16 protein-coding genes are annotated in these 15,050 nt (G+C 33.9%); 14 read left to right on the plus strand and 2 right to left on the minus strand.

Going from position 1 to position 15,050, the window contains the following annotated elements; all coding sequences use genetic code 11:
• Positions 1-105 precede the first annotated feature (105 nt).
• The 7 genes from BM246_RS18365 (at position 106) to BM246_RS18395 (ending at position 6,310) form a co-directional block, all read left to right on the plus strand.
• Positions 106-1,044, plus strand: a complete 939-nt coding sequence (locus BM246_RS18365; RefSeq protein WP_074940125.1) for a cyclase family protein — start codon at positions 106-108, stop codon at positions 1,042-1,044.
• Positions 1,045-1,070: 26 nt separating this feature from the next.
• Positions 1,071-2,279: an MFS transporter gene (locus BM246_RS18370; protein WP_074940129.1), complete on the plus strand. Its 1,209-nt coding sequence runs from the start codon at positions 1,071-1,073 to the stop codon at positions 2,277-2,279.
• 3 nt (positions 2,280-2,282) lie between these two features.
• Positions 2,283-3,221 (plus strand): aldo/keto reductase, encoded by a 939-nt coding sequence (locus tag BM246_RS18375; protein ID WP_074940132.1) that lies wholly within the window; start codon positions 2,283-2,285, stop codon positions 3,219-3,221.
• A 55-nt stretch (positions 3,222-3,276) separates the two neighbouring features.
• Positions 3,277-4,248, plus strand: coding sequence for a TIGR03571 family LLM class oxidoreductase (locus BM246_RS18380; protein WP_074940136.1), 972 nt, complete (start codon positions 3,277-3,279; stop codon positions 4,246-4,248).
• Positions 4,249-4,419: 171 nt separating this feature from the next.
• Positions 4,420-4,983, plus strand: coding sequence for a Crp/Fnr family transcriptional regulator (locus tag BM246_RS18385; RefSeq protein ID WP_074940141.1), 564 nt, complete (start codon positions 4,420-4,422; stop codon positions 4,981-4,983).
• 65 nt (positions 4,984-5,048) lie between these two features.
• The gene (locus BM246_RS18390) at positions 5,049-5,414 is read left to right on the plus strand and encodes a hypothetical protein (RefSeq protein WP_074940146.1); all 366 of its coding nucleotides are present in this window, start codon (positions 5,049-5,051) and stop codon (positions 5,412-5,414) included.
• Positions 5,415-5,947: 533 nt separating this feature from the next.
• The gene (locus BM246_RS18395; protein ID WP_074940150.1) at positions 5,948-6,310 is read left to right on the plus strand and encodes a CoA-binding protein; all 363 of its coding nucleotides are present in this window, start codon (positions 5,948-5,950) and stop codon (positions 6,308-6,310) included.
• Here BM246_RS18395 and BM246_RS18400 read toward each other — a convergent pair.
• Complete coding sequence (locus BM246_RS18400; RefSeq protein ID WP_042500003.1) at positions 6,307-7,773, minus strand: sodium:solute symporter; 1,467 nt, start codon at positions 7,771-7,773, stop codon at positions 6,307-6,309. The two genes, BM246_RS18395 and BM246_RS18400, sit on opposite strands and share 4 nt — an antisense overlap.
• A gap of 124 nt (positions 7,774-7,897) precedes the next feature.
• On the opposite strand from BM246_RS18400, the gene recR reads away from it, so the two are divergent.
• From recR to BM246_RS18415, 3 genes are all read left to right on the plus strand, one after another.
• Positions 7,898-8,515, plus strand: a complete 618-nt coding sequence (gene recR, locus BM246_RS18405) for a recombination mediator RecR (protein ID WP_042500083.1) — start codon at positions 7,898-7,900, stop codon at positions 8,513-8,515.
• Positions 8,516-8,525: 10 nt separating this feature from the next.
• Positions 8,526-9,617, plus strand: coding sequence for a glycosyltransferase family 2 protein (locus BM246_RS18410; protein ID WP_074940155.1), 1,092 nt, complete (start codon positions 8,526-8,528; stop codon positions 9,615-9,617).
• A gap of 87 nt (positions 9,618-9,704) precedes the next feature.
• Positions 9,705-11,030 carry a dihydrolipoamide acetyltransferase family protein gene (locus BM246_RS18415; protein WP_042506332.1) on the plus strand — a complete coding sequence of 442 codons (1,326 nt, stop codon included), beginning with the start codon at positions 9,705-9,707 and terminating at the stop codon, positions 11,028-11,030.
• 4 nt (positions 11,031-11,034) lie between these two features.
• Here the strand turns inward: BM246_RS18415 and BM246_RS18420 are convergent, their stop codons facing one another.
• Positions 11,035-11,685, minus strand: coding sequence for a glutaredoxin domain-containing protein (locus BM246_RS18420; RefSeq protein WP_074940159.1), 651 nt, complete (start codon positions 11,683-11,685; stop codon positions 11,035-11,037).
• Positions 11,686-11,743: 58 nt separating this feature from the next.
• Here BM246_RS18420 and BM246_RS18425 point away from each other — a divergent pair, with 58 nt between their 5' ends.
• From BM246_RS18425 to BM246_RS18440, 4 genes are all read left to right on the plus strand, one after another.
• Positions 11,744-12,517: a 3'-5' exonuclease gene (locus BM246_RS18425; protein WP_042500010.1), complete on the plus strand. Its 774-nt coding sequence runs from the start codon at positions 11,744-11,746 to the stop codon at positions 12,515-12,517.
• Positions 12,518-12,792: 275 nt separating this feature from the next.
• Complete coding sequence (locus BM246_RS18430; RefSeq protein ID WP_042500013.1) at positions 12,793-13,404, plus strand: fumarylacetoacetate hydrolase family protein; 612 nt, start codon at positions 12,793-12,795, stop codon at positions 13,402-13,404.
• Positions 13,405-13,746 (plus strand): Hpt domain-containing protein, encoded by a 342-nt coding sequence (locus BM246_RS18435; RefSeq protein WP_042506336.1) that lies wholly within the window; start codon positions 13,405-13,407, stop codon positions 13,744-13,746.
• Between the two features lie 3 nt (positions 13,747-13,749).
• Positions 13,750-15,000 (plus strand): CinA family nicotinamide mononucleotide deamidase-related protein, encoded by a 1,251-nt coding sequence (locus tag BM246_RS18440; RefSeq protein WP_074940162.1) that lies wholly within the window; start codon positions 13,750-13,752, stop codon positions 14,998-15,000.
• Positions 15,001-15,050 lie beyond the last annotated feature (50 nt).

Raw genomic sequence — 15,050 nt, forward strand, 5'->3', positions numbered from 1 at the left:
GCATTATTAAATGTGACATACATCACTTTAAAATGGTGATGTACATCCTCGCACACCTCTTGCTTTAATCGGAAATTTGTATAAGAAATTTAAAAACATATTAAAATGAAAACAATAGTAAATACATTAAAAACAATTGCCTTAGCAGCTACACTTTTCACTGCTTTAACTACAAACGCACAACAAGTACCAACGTCACCTTATGGTGCTGACGATGAAATTGGCGCACTAAATCTTTTGAATGAAGAAACAGTTTTGGATGCGGTAAAATTGGTTAAAAAAGGAAGAGTATATCGCTTAGGAATGGTGGTAAATGCACAAACTGCAGCTTTCCGTCACAGATACTTTCACATTGAAACTTTACAACCAGAAACTGCCGCTGCAGGTTCTAATAAATTCACCTACGTAGATGATCAATTGATTGGTTGGACAGGTGTTGGATCTCAAATAAACGGATTGGCACATTACGGTAGAGACAATGTGCATTATAACGGACATAAAGTTGAAGATTTTTTAACCGTTTCTGGTGTAAAAAAATTAGGGCTAGAAAAATTACCTCCAATTGTTACTAGAGGTGTTGTGCTAGATATGCGCTCATACTACAATCAAGATATTGTAAAAGAAGGTACTGTTTTTACAGTTGAAGACATTGAAAAAGTAGCCAAAAAACAAGGCATTGAAATCCGTAAAGGAGATGTGGTTCTGTTTTATACAGGATGGACCAAATTAATGGGTAAAGATGACAAACGTTACCTAGCTGGCGGACCTGGAATTGGTACTGAAGCTGCACATTATTTAGGTAAAAAAGGAATTGTTGCAGCAGGTGCAGACAACTGGTCTTTTGAAGCAGTACCACACGAAAATAGCGCACTGTCTTTCCCTGTAAATCAAATGATGGCAACTGAATACGGTGTACAAGTATTGGAAAATATTCTTGTAGATGAGTTGGTTGAGGATAAAGCTTGGGAATTCCTTTTTGTACTAGGTCATCCTTTATATGAAGGCTCTACGCAAGTACAAATAAATCCTGTTGCCATTAAATAACAATTACAAAAAAACAATTAGAAATTATGGAAACATCAACAATACATAAAGATACTACGGTAGCCAAAAAGAAGAGTCTACCAGCCGCATTATGGGCATTGACCATAAGTGCATTTGCCATAGGAACAACGGAATTTGTAATTGTAGGTTTATTATCTACCGTTGCAAGTGACCTAGGCACCTCATTAACATCAGCAGGACTATTAGTTAGTTTGTATGCCATTGGTGTTGCCATTGGAGCACCCATTTTAACTGCCTTAACAGGTAAAATTCCTAGAAAACAATTATTAATGGGTATTATGTTGCTTTTCATCATTGGTAACGGATTAGCAGCGATCTCACCAAGTTTTGAGTTGTTGCTATTATCAAGAGTGGTAACAGGTTTTGCACACGGTGTATTTTTCTCTATCGGGTCTACCATTGCAGCTAGTTTGGTGCCTAAAGATAAAAGAGCAACTGCAATTTCTATAATGTTTGCAGGTCTAACGGTAGCTATTGTAACTGGTGTGCCTTTAGGAACATATATCGGTCAGAATTTTGGATGGAGAGCAACCTTTATTGGTGTTGCCCTATTAGGATTAGTAGGTGCAATAGCTAGTTTGGCTTTGGTTCCTAAAAACATTAAACAATCAGCGCCATTACGTCTTATAGACCAATTAAAAGTGATTAAGAATCCGTCTATTTTATTGGTGTTAGCCATTACTGCATTTGGTTATGGTGGTACGTTTGTAACCTTTACCTATTTAACTCCTTTGTTGGAGGAAGTAACGGGTTTCTCTTCAAATATGACCAGTATATTCCTTTTAATTTATGGTATTGCCATCGCAATTGGAAATATCATAGGTGGTAAAGTCTCTAACAACAAACCAGGAAAAGCCTTATTGGTAATGTTTGCTTTACAAGCTATAGTGTTGTTTGTATTATACTTCACCGCTTCTAGTCAGATTTTTGCCATTGTAACCCTATTTTTTATGGGAATTCTAGCGTTTTCAAACGTACCGGCATTACAATTATATGTCGTAAAAATGGCTGAAAAATACTTACCAGGAACCGAAGATGTAGCATCTGCCTTAAATATTGCGGCTTTTAACGTCGGTATTGCTATTGGTGCCTATGTAGGCGGAATGGTTGTAGAATCGAGCTTAGGTATTGAAGCGACTCCTTGGGTAGGTGGTATTCTAGTAATTGTGGGATTCTTGTTAACCTTAGTTTTATTCAAAAAAGAAAAAATATAAATAATGACTGCATTAAAATTTAGAAATAACGACGAAATGCCAATTTTAGGTTTAGGAACGTTTCGTTCTGAACCAAATGAAGTGTACAATGCTGTACTTTCGGCTATTAAAATAGGATACAGACATATAGATTGTGCTGCGGCATACGGTAACGAAAAAGAAGTTGGTAATGCCATTGCCGATGCGATAAAACAAGGCTTAGTTACACGTGAAGATTTATGGGTGACTTCCAAATTATGGAATGCTTCTCACGGTGAGGAGAATGTGATTCCTGCACTGAACCAAACTTTAGAAGATTTACAACTAGATTATCTAGACCTGTATCTTATCCATTGGCCTGTCGCTCTTAAAAAAGGAACCGAAATGCCAGAAAAAGCATCCGATTTTGTTCCACTTTCAGAAGTGCCATTAACCAGTACTTGGAAAGGGATGGAAGCTGCTCTGGAACAAGGACTTGCAAAGCATATTGGCGTGAGTAATTTCAATGAAAATCAGTTGAAAGAAATAATGGCGACTGCAGTGCATCAACCAGAGATGAATCAAGTAGAAATGCATCCGTTTTTACAACAGAAAGAATTAAAAGCATTATGCTCTCATTTTGATATGCATATAACAGCATATGCACCATTGGGTTCGCTTGTAGATGAAAATTCCAAACTACGTTTGTTGGAAAATGACACAATAAAAACCATTGCCGAAGCAAGACATATGTCGCCTGCACAAGTAGCATTGGCATATACAATGCAACGAGGCATTGCGGTAATTCCTAAATCTATTAATGAAGCACGATTACTTCAGAATTTAGAGACCTTAAACCATACGCTTACTGAAGAAGATATGGCTTTGCTGAAGGATTTAGATAAAGGACACCGTTTTATAGATGGTAAATTTTGGGAAGTTGACAACGGACCCTACACTGCAGATAGTATCTGGAATGCTTAATCACAATATTCATCAGGTGTCTTAGCGGATACCTGATGAATTTAAAACACACACTATGAATCCATTTGATAAACTATACAAACCAGGTAAAATGACACTGGGTATAGAGTTTCCTTTAGACAATGATTGGTCAACCGAAGGAAATCGCAAACGTTTGGAAGACAACCGACTTTTTGGCGTTCCCGATATTTCTAACCATTTAGCATTGGCACAACAAGTTGATAATGCAGGCTTCGCGGCTTTATGGATGCGAGATGTTCCGGTGTACGACCCTAACTTTGGCGATGGCGCACAATTGTTTGACACCCTACCTTACTTGGGCTATTTAGCTGCAGCTACCAAAAACGTTTTGTTGGGTACGGCTGCCATAGTATTGCCATTACAACAGCCTATAAAATTGGCAAAAGCCGCTGCTACCATAGAAAATTTAAGTGATGGTAGACTTTTGTTAGGTTTGGGATTGGGAGACCGACCTGTGGAGTTCCCAATGTACAATATCGACTATAAAAAGAGACCTGAAATCTTTAGACAAAATCTAGATATCATTAAAGAAGCTTGGAAAACAAACAGTAATTTAAAATCTAAATACGATTTTTTAATTAACGGTATAGAAGTGTATCCTAAACCGAAAAAAAACATTCCGCTTGTAGTCGCTGGTCATTCCGGACAAAGTATTAATTGGATTGCCAAAAATGCACAAGCTTGGTTTAATTATCCAAGACCGGTAGCGGAAACTTTAGAAAACAGAAAATACTGGTGTAATGCTTTGTATGATGAAGACCAAGCAGCCAAACCTTATATTTCTGCCATACATTTAAACTTAGATTCAAATGATAATGCTACTTTTAAACCACAGCGTTTTGGTGGTACGGTAGGTATCAATCATCTTACCGAATATTTAAAAGCATATGAAAACGTCGGTGTCAATCATATGGCAATAAACCTGAGAAAGTCTGAAACTCCCGTAAGTGAGGTTATTGCTAAAATTGAGGAGGTGGTATTACCGGAGTTTGCTACTAATCCTTAAATAATTCATAAAGTAAATAATAATACCTAAATTAAATACGTATTATAATTAATTGCTAGTGTTGGTTAAGTCGATGTGTCTTTCCTACTTTTTATTATATTGTATCGCAAACAATTGTAGCGTACTTGTACGCAACAAACCACAAACAAAAAAACGTTGCAAGGTAAAAAAATGGAAAAATTAAAAAACTGTATTTTAAGTCAAGTAATTGTTGAGAAAAACTCAATGGATAATATTCTTGCAGTTTTTGAACCATTACAAATAACTAAAGGAGAGTTCTTTCTCAAATCAGGAAAAATCTGTCGACAAATGGCATTTATTGAATCTGGATATATGAGAATGTATGACATTGTAGATGGTAAAGAAATAACCTTATGGATTGGTAGTGAAGGTAAATTTATAACTTCACTTTCAAGCTTTGTTTTTGAGACTAGTAATAATTGGAATATTCAAGCAATTACAGACTGTAAAGTTTATATCATCAATCGAGAAAATCATTTTAGACTTAATAAAACAGAACCTAAATGGTTGGAATTTGACAACATATTATTAGCAAACTCTTTTGCTCTATTAGAAAAAAGTATGTTCTCTCAATTGCATACAACAGCAAAACAACGTTATGATAAATTAATTAGTGAAGAGCCCGAGCTTTTTAAAAATATTCCTCTACAATATATAGCTTCCATGTTAGGAATTACACCAGAGTCATTAAGTAGATTAAGAAAAATGAATTAACTATCATTTGTCAAGAGGAATTAAAGCTTGTTTACAGAAATTTGCTTAAATAAAACTTTAGACAAATGAACAAATTACAAAAAGCTTTAAAAATCAATGCTTTATTCTCAAGCATATCAGGTATAATAATGATTTTATTAAATCAACCAATTGCAAAATTATTTGGAACTAGTAATAGTACTGTTTTTTGGATAGTTGGATTGATACTGGTTTACTTTGCAATTACTATCTGGTATGAAATAAATAAACAGAGAAAACTAGCTGTAATTTGGATTATTATTCAAGACTATACTTGGGTTGTAGGAAGTTTAATTTTGGTGATATTTAATCCTTTTAAAATTACATTAACAGGAAATTTAATAATTGGAATAATAGCTTTAATTGTTTTGTATATGGGAATAAATCAAACGATTGGATTGAAAAAACGATAGCCGAAAGGTTGCAGAGTTAGTAGTTCTAGATCTCCTGCTCATAATCGCTATAAAAACGAAAAACCCAAAACATTAAAGTTTTGGGTTTTTCTAGCTATTAATCAACTTCCACTAACACATAAGTGAAGAATCTTAATAACTAAGACGTAGAAAAGTCATTTATATTTCATGAGCGTCTAAAATTTAACAAATTTTAACGTATTGACTATAAGTAACTAAAGCTCGAGTGTAAACCCGAGCTTTTTATTAAATAACAACCAAATTGTTACGGTTTTTGTAATGTGAAGACGACTAACTCTAAATAATTATATTCGTATTTGGTTGTATATCTGTAATATAACGAATTCTATTTAGTTTTATTTTACAAAATTGTATTTTTTTTCGAATAAAATAATGAGGCTTTAAGTTAGTTAAACATATTTTTATCTTTTCATATGAGTAAACTTAATCAGACTGTAAGAATAGCGCGTGTTTTATTAAACGAAAGGAAGTTTTGATAACAACGTCTAAATACATATAACAAACAAATAGAAATGAGTAAGAAAACATTAGTAATAGGTGCATCATTAAAGTCATCTCGATATTCCAATATGGCTATCAATAAACTGGTGACACATAAACACGAAGTAGTAGCTATTGGTTTAAGGGAAGGAACAGTGGCAGGTGTTAATATCGATACGGAATTAGTACCATATGCATTTATAGATACCGTAACGCTATATTTAAACCCTAGCCGACAAGAGTCATATTTTAATTATATACTTAGATTAAATCCAAAGCGTGTTATTTTTAATCCAGGTACAGAGAATCCTGAATTTTATAAACTTTTAGAGCAAAATAACATTGACGTTGAGGTTGCTTGTACTTTGGTGCTTTTGTCTATTAAGCAATATTAAGCTTCGCTTTTTTTAGAGATAAGGAATAATCCAATAAAAGTTAATAAGCCATTTATTATTAAAAGCTCGTAGCCAATAATATAACCGCCAATATTTTCGGCAGGAATGTTTCCTATAATAAAAGATAGTGCTAGGGCTGTTAGTGCAACAACCCAAACCAGTTTATCTTTAATAATTCGTTTGGTGAAAATTCCGAAAGCGAATAAACCTAAAAGTGGCCCATAAGTATAGCCAGCAACTTTTAGCAAGTTGTCTATAACGTTGCTGTCTAGTACGTATTTAAAAATCACGATAACTATTACAAGCAAAACGCTCATTAATATATGTATGCGTTTTCTTAAGCTTTTTTGCGTGTTTACTTCTCGTTTTTCAATACCTAAAAAATCTACACAAAACGATGTGGTTAGTGAGGTTAATGCCGAATCGGCACTACTATAAGCAGCAGCAATTAAACCTAGTAAAAAGAAAATAGCTAAGCTTATACTCAATCCGCCATTAAGTGCTATTTCAGGAAAAAGTAAATCTGTTTTTACTTTACCATCTAGCATAGGTGTGGCAATGTTATGTTTTTCAGCATAAATAAATAATAGTGCACCAAGTAAAAGGAAAACAAAATTTACTACAATTAATACTGAAGCAAAAGACAGCATGTTCTTTTGGGCGTCTTTAAGAGTTTTACAACTCAGGTTTTTTTGCATCATATCTTGGTCTAAACCAGTCATGCAAATAGCGATAAACATACCTCCTAAAAACGATTTTATAAAGTGGTTTTTAGCCAAAATAGAATCGGTAAACATAATTTTGTTGTACTTCGTTAATTCTTCCGAAGCTAAAAAATCTGCAAAACTCCAATTCAACTCATCTGTAATGAGGTACACAGCTACTACTAGCGCAGTAAGCATAAAAAGCGTTTGTAAGGTATCTGTCCATATAATGGTTTTTATACCGCCTTTAAAAGTGTAGAGCCAAATAAGTAATATGGAAATACTTACTGTTACAACAAACGGAATTCCGTAAGCATCAAAAACAAATTTTTGTAAAACAATAGCAATTAAGTATAATCGGAAAGCAGCTCCTAAAACACGAGAAATAAAGAAGAAAAAGGCGCCTGTTTTATAACTCACGGTTCCAAATCTACTTTCTAAATATTGATAAATGGAAATAACATTGAGTCTATAGTAAATGGGCATTAGTACAAATGCGATTACTAAGTAACCAACGAGATAGCCAAAAACGACTTGCATGTAACTAAATTGCGAACCAGCAACCCAGCCAGGAACAGAAATAAAAGTAACTCCGGAGAGCGATGCGCCAATCATTCCAAAGGCTACTAAGTACCAAGGAGCCGATTTGTTAGCTTTAAAAAAGGCATCGTTGCTGTCTTCTTTTCCTGTAAAATAAGAGATTAAAATTAATACGCCAAAGTAAGCAGCGATTAGTAAAAGTATTTGTGTAGCCGTCATTTAAAATTAAATTTCAAGTTTCAAAATACGAATATTAAACATCAAAAAACAAGTGCAAAAGATGTTATTTAAAAGTGTGCGTGAAAATTAGCGAAATTCCGTGCTAAATAGTAAATTCGCAGCCATGGAATTTTCTTCGAAATTATTAGAACGTGCTGTAAATGAGATGTCTCAATTGCCAGGTATTGGTAAGCGTACTGCATTGCGTTTAGTTTTGCATATGTTGAGGCAACCTAAGGAACAAACTATTGGTTTGGCCGAAGCATTAAAGACGATGCGTAATGATATAAAATTTTGTAAGTCTTGCAATAATATTAGCGACGTAGCGTTGTGTGAAATATGTTCTAATCCTGGGCGTAATGAAGCTATGATTTGTGTGGTTGAAGATGTGAGAGATGTAATGGCTATTGAAAATACGAGTTCGTATAAAGGTTTATATCATGTATTAGGTGGGAAAATTTCTCCAATGGATGGTATTGGACCTCATGATTTAAATATAGAGTCTTTGGTTAATAAGGTGAAAGAAGGTAAGGCTAAAGAGCTTATTTTTGCATTAAGCTCTACGATGGAAGGTGATACTACAAACTTTTATATTTATAAGCAAATTCAGGATTACGATGTGTTTACATCTACTATTGCAAGAGGTATTTCGGTTGGCGACGAATTAGAGTATGCCGATGAAATTACACTTGGGCGTAGTATTGTAAATAGAATACCATTTGAATCATCCTTAAAACTATAAACCTTAGTACTTGAAGCTCTCAATAGTTATTTTAAATTATAATGTGCGTTACTTTTTAGAGCTAGCTTTAAAAAGTGTAGAAGCAGCAATTTCTGGTATTGATGCCGAAATAATTGTGGTTGACAATGACTCTAGTGATACGAGTTGTCAAATGGTGAAAACCATATTCCCTAAGGTTAAACTTGTTGAGAATAAAGAGAATTTTGGTTTTTCAAAAGGAAATAATATTGGTGTCGCCACGGCTAAAGGCGAATATATTTGTATTCTAAACCCAGATACTGTTGTAGCAGAAGATACTTTTGTAAAACTTCTAAAGTTTGCAGAAGCTAAATCTAAATTAGGTATTGTTGGGTGTAGGTTAATGAATGGAAGTGGTACTTTTTTACCAGAAAGCAAACGAAATATTCCAACGGTAAAAGTTTCATTAAAAAAGATATTAGGTAACTCTCAAGATTATTATGCTAATCATTTATCTCAAGAAGATCAAGGTGAGGTTAATATATTGGTAGGCGCTTTTATGCTGATTAAAAAAAGTGTTTATAAGGCTGTTGGTGGTTTTGATGAAGATTACTTTATGTACGGTGAAGATATAGATTTGTCATACAAAGTATTAACGGCTGGGTATAAGAATTACTATTATGGCGAGACTACAGTGATTCATTTTAAAGGTGAAAGCACTTTAAAAGATCGTAATTATGCACGCCGATTCTTTGGTGCTATGCAAATTTTTTACGAAAAACACTTTAAGCAAAACCTTGTGTTCGATATGGTTGTTTGGGTTGGCATTAAATTAGCTTTTATTTTTAGAAAAAGAAATAGAAAAACATATAAAGCTATTACAGGATATGTGTTTGTTTCAAATACTGTAAATAAAGCCTTGGAGGCTAAGTTACCTGTGAAATTGAGTTTGCCTAACCAATTATCTTCAATTGAACATAATGCTGAGGTGATTTTCGATGCGAATACAATGGCATATAAAGACATTATTGAATTTATTAAAACCTCTGATAAAGAGTTAACTTATAAAATATTACCAAACCAATCTAATTTTATTTTGGGTAGTAATGATGGATTTAGTCAGGGAGAAGTGATAATTTTATAATAGTATTATGAGATTTATTTAAGGAATTTGTTGATTTTTCATTAATTTTGCAGTCTAAATTTAAAAAACAAGTATTTTATTATTAATATGGCAAAGTTTGAACTAAAGTTACCTAAAATGGGAGAAAGCGTTGCTGAGGCAACAATTACCTCTTGGTTAAAAGAAGTTGGAGATACTATCGAATTAGACGAGGCAGTTCTTGAAATTGCTACCGATAAGGTGGATAGCGAAGTCCCGAGTGAATTTGAAGGTGTTTTAGTAGAAAAGTTTTTCAATGTTGATGATGTTGTTCAAGTAGGAGAGGTTTTAGCTATTATTGAAACTGATGGTGATGTTGAAAGCACTACTAATACCGCAACTGTTGTTACAGAAGTAGACGAAACAGAGGAGCAGGCCGCCGAACAAATAGAACAAACTATAAGTATAGCTAAAGAAACTGTAGCTCCAATAGTTTCTAACGAAACGCGTTTTTATTCGCCGCTAGTTAAAAACATTGCAAAAGCAGAAGGAATCTCTCAGGAAGATTTGGATGCTATTGTGGGTACAGGTAAAGATAACCGAGTTACAAAAGCAGATATACTAAATTATATTGATAATAGAGGCGCAACTCCGGTTGTGAATAATGTTAAAACAGAAACTCCTGTTGCAGCAAAGTCGGAGACTGCTAAGTCAAAAGAAGCAGTTAAGCCTGTTATTTCTAGTGGTGAAGACGAGATTATTGAAATGACTAGAATGGGCAAATTAGTTGCGCACCATATGCAAGCGTCAATTCAAACTTCTGCACATGTACAAAGTTTTATAGAAGCCGATGTTACTAATGTTTGGAATTGGAGAAAGAAAGTTAAAGATGGCTTTATGAAACGTGAGGGTGAAAACTTAACGTTTACACCTATTTTTATGGAAGCTATTGCAAAAGCACTTCGTGATTACCCAATGATGAATATTTCATTACAAGGTGATACTATAATAAAGAAGAAAAATATAAATCTTGGTATGGCAGCTGCTTTACCAGATGGAAATCTAATTGTACCTGTTATTAAAAATGCCGATCAGCTTAATTTAGTTGGCATGACAAAACAGGTAAACGATTTAGCAAACAGAGCTCGATTAAACCAGCTTAAACCAGACGATGTGCAGGGCGGAACTTATACTGTTACTAATGTGGGTACTTTTGGTAGTATTATGGGAACACCTATAATCAACCAACCACAAGTTGGTATATTAGCCTTAGGAGCTATTAGAAAAGTGCCTGCAGTTATCGAAACTCCGGAAGGTGATTTTATTGGTATTCGTTATAAAATGTTTTTATCTCACTCTTACGATCATCGTGTTGTTAATGGCGCTTTGGGAGGTATGTTTGTAAAAGCTGTTAGCGATTACTTAGAAGCTTGGGATATAAATAGAGAAATATAAGTGTCTACTTGTTGTAGTTGTTTATAGTATCTATAAGCGCGGTTTTTGTAGTAATATTGGTGTAGATAGACTCCTTTATTTTAAGTAGAAAAACCGCGTTTTTAATATTGTAATCTGCTTGGCCAGCTTTCTTTAAGAGTTTTTCTAATTTTTGCTGATCTTCTGTAATGTTTTTGGTTTTAAACGCTATTTGGTAAGCGTTAAATAAACTTTTGGCTTCGTTACATAACTCGCAATTTTCAGATTCAAAAATGGTGATGTCTTCGGTTTTTAAAGCCTCGTCTATATTTATTTGGATATCATCAAAATCTTTACGGAAATTTAAGCTTTGGCTAATTTTATTTACAATAAACTGCTCTTTATAGTCACCAGGCTTATCACTAAGTTTTATAAGTGTAATTAAGTGAGTTTCGCTGTTGGCAGAAATAACTTGTAGTACGGGCCTATTGCTGCTTCTTCTGTAATCTTCGGTTTCTATGCGTAAAAAAACGGAATAGCTTACAGAGTCGTTGTTTTTAGCAAAAAACTCTAAACGCTTACCGTTTTGTTTTTTAACAAGTTCTACGTTTTCATTCTTTGTTTGCTGAGCAAAACTGAGGCAAGAAATAAAAAGTAATACAATAAAAGAATATGCTATTTTGTGATTTCTATTCATAGTATGAACAAATTTAAACAAATTTTAAAAGTATATTTGTAAAAATATTTAATTAAAAATGAAGTTAAACCTTACAAAACCCATTTGTTTTTTCGATTTAGAAACTACAGGGATTAATATATCTAAAGACCGCGTAGTCGAAATTTCTATTCTAAAAGTTTACCCTAATGGGAATAAGGAAAGTAGAACTTGGCTAGTGAATCCGGAAATGACCATACCACAAGAGGTTGTTGAAATTCATGGTATTAGTAATGAAAAGGTTGCAAACGAGCCTACTTTTAAAGAGTTGGCTAAGGATATTTATAGTATGATTAAAGATTCTGATTTAGGAGGATTTAATTCTAATAGATTTGATATTCCTTTATTAGCTGAAGAATTGTTACGTGCCGATATCGATTTTGATATGAAAAGCAGCTTGGCTGTAGATGTACAAACTATTTTTCATAAAATGGAACAACGTACTTTAAGCGCTGCTTACAAGTTTTATTGTAATGAAGATTTGGAAGGTGCACATAGTGCCGAAGCAGATACTAATGCGACTTACGAAATTTTAAAAGCACAATTAGATCGATATGACGAGTTAGAAAACAGTACTAAGTTTTTAGCTGAATTTAGCTCTAGAAATAAATTTGCCGATTTTGCAGGTTTTATAAACTATAATAAAGATGGTGTAGAGTGTTTTTCTTTCGGAAAGCATAAAGGAAAATTAGTAACCGATGTTTTAGAGCAGGAGCCAGGTTATTTTGGTTGGTTGTTAAATGCCGATTTTCCGTTGTACACTAAAAAAGTGCTTACCGGAATTAAGTTACGTAGTTTGAATACGAAGCTTTAAAAAAGGAAGGTACTAGAAGTTGGAGTTTAGAAGAGAGACTGAAGTTTATATTGTGAAAAGGTAGAATTGGAAATAATATTTAGGTAATCGAAGGGGGTACCTTTGAGTACTTTATTAAGAATCTTGCTCACGGAAAACTGTGACTTAAAATTGAATTACTGAATACCGCGTTAGGGATTGCAGAGAAAAGCCCACAGCCCTACAAAGGAGGTGTGAGGACTTGTAACGTAAAGCCCGACCCGCTAGGGTAACGCCCAAATTAAAATTTATTAAGCATGAAACTTATTTGCATAGGCCGTAATTACACTGAACATATAGAGGAGTTGAATAATGAAAAGCCAACAGATCCGGTGGTGTTTTTAAAACCAGACACGGCAATTTTATTAAAAAAACAGCCATTTTTTATTCCTGATTTTTCTGATGATGTACATTATGAGGTTGAGGTTTTGGTTAAAATAAACCGTGTAGGGAAGCATATTGATAGAAAATTTGCACACAAGTATTACCAAGAAATTGGATTGGGTATAGATTTTACAGCACGCGATTTACAAGCAAAATTAAAAGCGAAAGGCTTGCCTTGGGAGAAAGCAAAAAGTTTTGATGGTGCGGCTGTTATTGGTGATTGGATTCCGGTTGAAGAGGTTGAAAACGTAGATGACATAAATTTTTCTTTAAAAAAGAACGATTTTATTGTACAAAATGGAAATACGAGCCTTATGTTGTGGAAAATTGATGAATTAATAGAATATGTGTCTAAATATTTTACTTTAAAGATAGGAGATATTATATTTACGGGAACGCCTGCTGGTGTAGGAAAAGTGAATGCAAACGACAAACTAAAAGGATTTATAGAAAATAAAGAATTATTTTCAATAACAGTTAAATAAATGGAACAACACTACAAGTTATTTAGAGTAAGAGAGCTGGCAGACAACGACGAAAGTTTTATTGCGGCGCTTGCCGAAGCATTTTTGGAAGAAGTACCAGAAGATGCAGAACGCTTAAAAAAAGCGGTTGCCGATAAAAATTATCAAGAAGCTTATCAGGCAGCACATAAAATGAAACCAACAATTGATTTATTTGAATTAGGTGTACTAGATACCTTAATTGAAGTGCAAGATTGGGGGAAATTCACTAAAAAAGAACTGGATGTTACCGGACAGCTTAATACCGTGATTACTGCTGTAGATAGTGCCGTAGCTGAAATTAAGGCAGATTTTAATTTATAGCTTATGTTAGCAGAAATTATTACCATTGGAGATGAGCTACTTATTGGGCAAGTAATAGATACTAATTCTGCTTATATTGGCAAGCAACTTAATAAAATTGGAGTTTCGGTGTACCAAATTACATCTATTCAAGATGATAAGACCCATATTCTTCAGGCCTTTAAAGATGCTGAAAGCCGCGTAGATGTTATAATAATTACCGGTGGTTTAGGGCCAACAAAAGACGATATTACCAAAAAAACAATTGCCGAGTATTTTAATGATACTTTAATTAGAGATGATTCGGTAGAGAAAAACATACAAGACCTTTGGCATAAATACGTGCGCCAAACATTATTACAAGTTAATTTAGATCAGGCGTTAGTGCCATCTAAAGCTACAGTTTTAATGAATACTTTGGGTACAGCGCCTGGTATGTGGATGGAGAGAAATAACAAAGTTTTTGTTTCGTTACCTGGTGTACCTTTTGAAATGGAAGGCTTAATAGACCGCGAAGTGTTACCACGCGTTAGAGATAAATTTGATTGTCCTTATATTTTACATCGTACCCTTTTAATTTTTGGTTTAGGTGAAAGCACTTTAGCTGCCAGAATTGAAGATTGGGAAGATGCACTACCTCCTGAAATTAAATTAGCATACTTACCAAGTTTAGGGAATATGCGCTTACGATTATCATCTAAAGGTTTTGATAAGAGTAAAGTAATAAGTGAGGTACAGAAACAAATTGATACCCTTATTCCTTTAATTAAAGAGGAATTTGTAGGTTTTGAGGAAGATGATGCTTCGATTGAAGCTATAATTGGAAAACAACTTACCAAAATAGGTAAAACTGTAGCTACAGCAGAAAGTTGTACAGGAGGTAAGATTGCCGAACGTTTTACGGCAAATTCTGGTGCTTCGGCATATTTTAAAGGAAGTGTAGTGAGCTATGCAACCGAATCTAAAATTAATATTTTAGGCGTTTCTAAAGAGGCTATAGACACCGATTCTGTGGTGAGTGCAAAAGTAGCAGAATCTATGGCGAAACAAGTTTTAGAATTGTTTGACACGGATTTTGCAATTGCTACAACGGGTAATGCAGGACCAACAAAAGGAGATTCTGATGTTGAGGTTGGAACAGTTTTTATTGCAATCGCGACAAAAACCGGAGTTTATTCAGAAAAATTTATGTTAGGTGATTTGAGATTAAAAGTAATAAATAAAGGGGCTAACAAGGCTTTTGAAATGTTATTGAAAGAAATTTTTAAAAATTGATAAAAAATTGATTGTCATACCGTAAAGATTTTATATATTTGCACCTCGAT

The sequence above is a fragment of the Algibacter lectus genome (assembly GCF_900112395.1).
GTDB lineage: Bacteria > Bacteroidota > Bacteroidia > Flavobacteriales > Flavobacteriaceae > Algibacter > Algibacter lectus.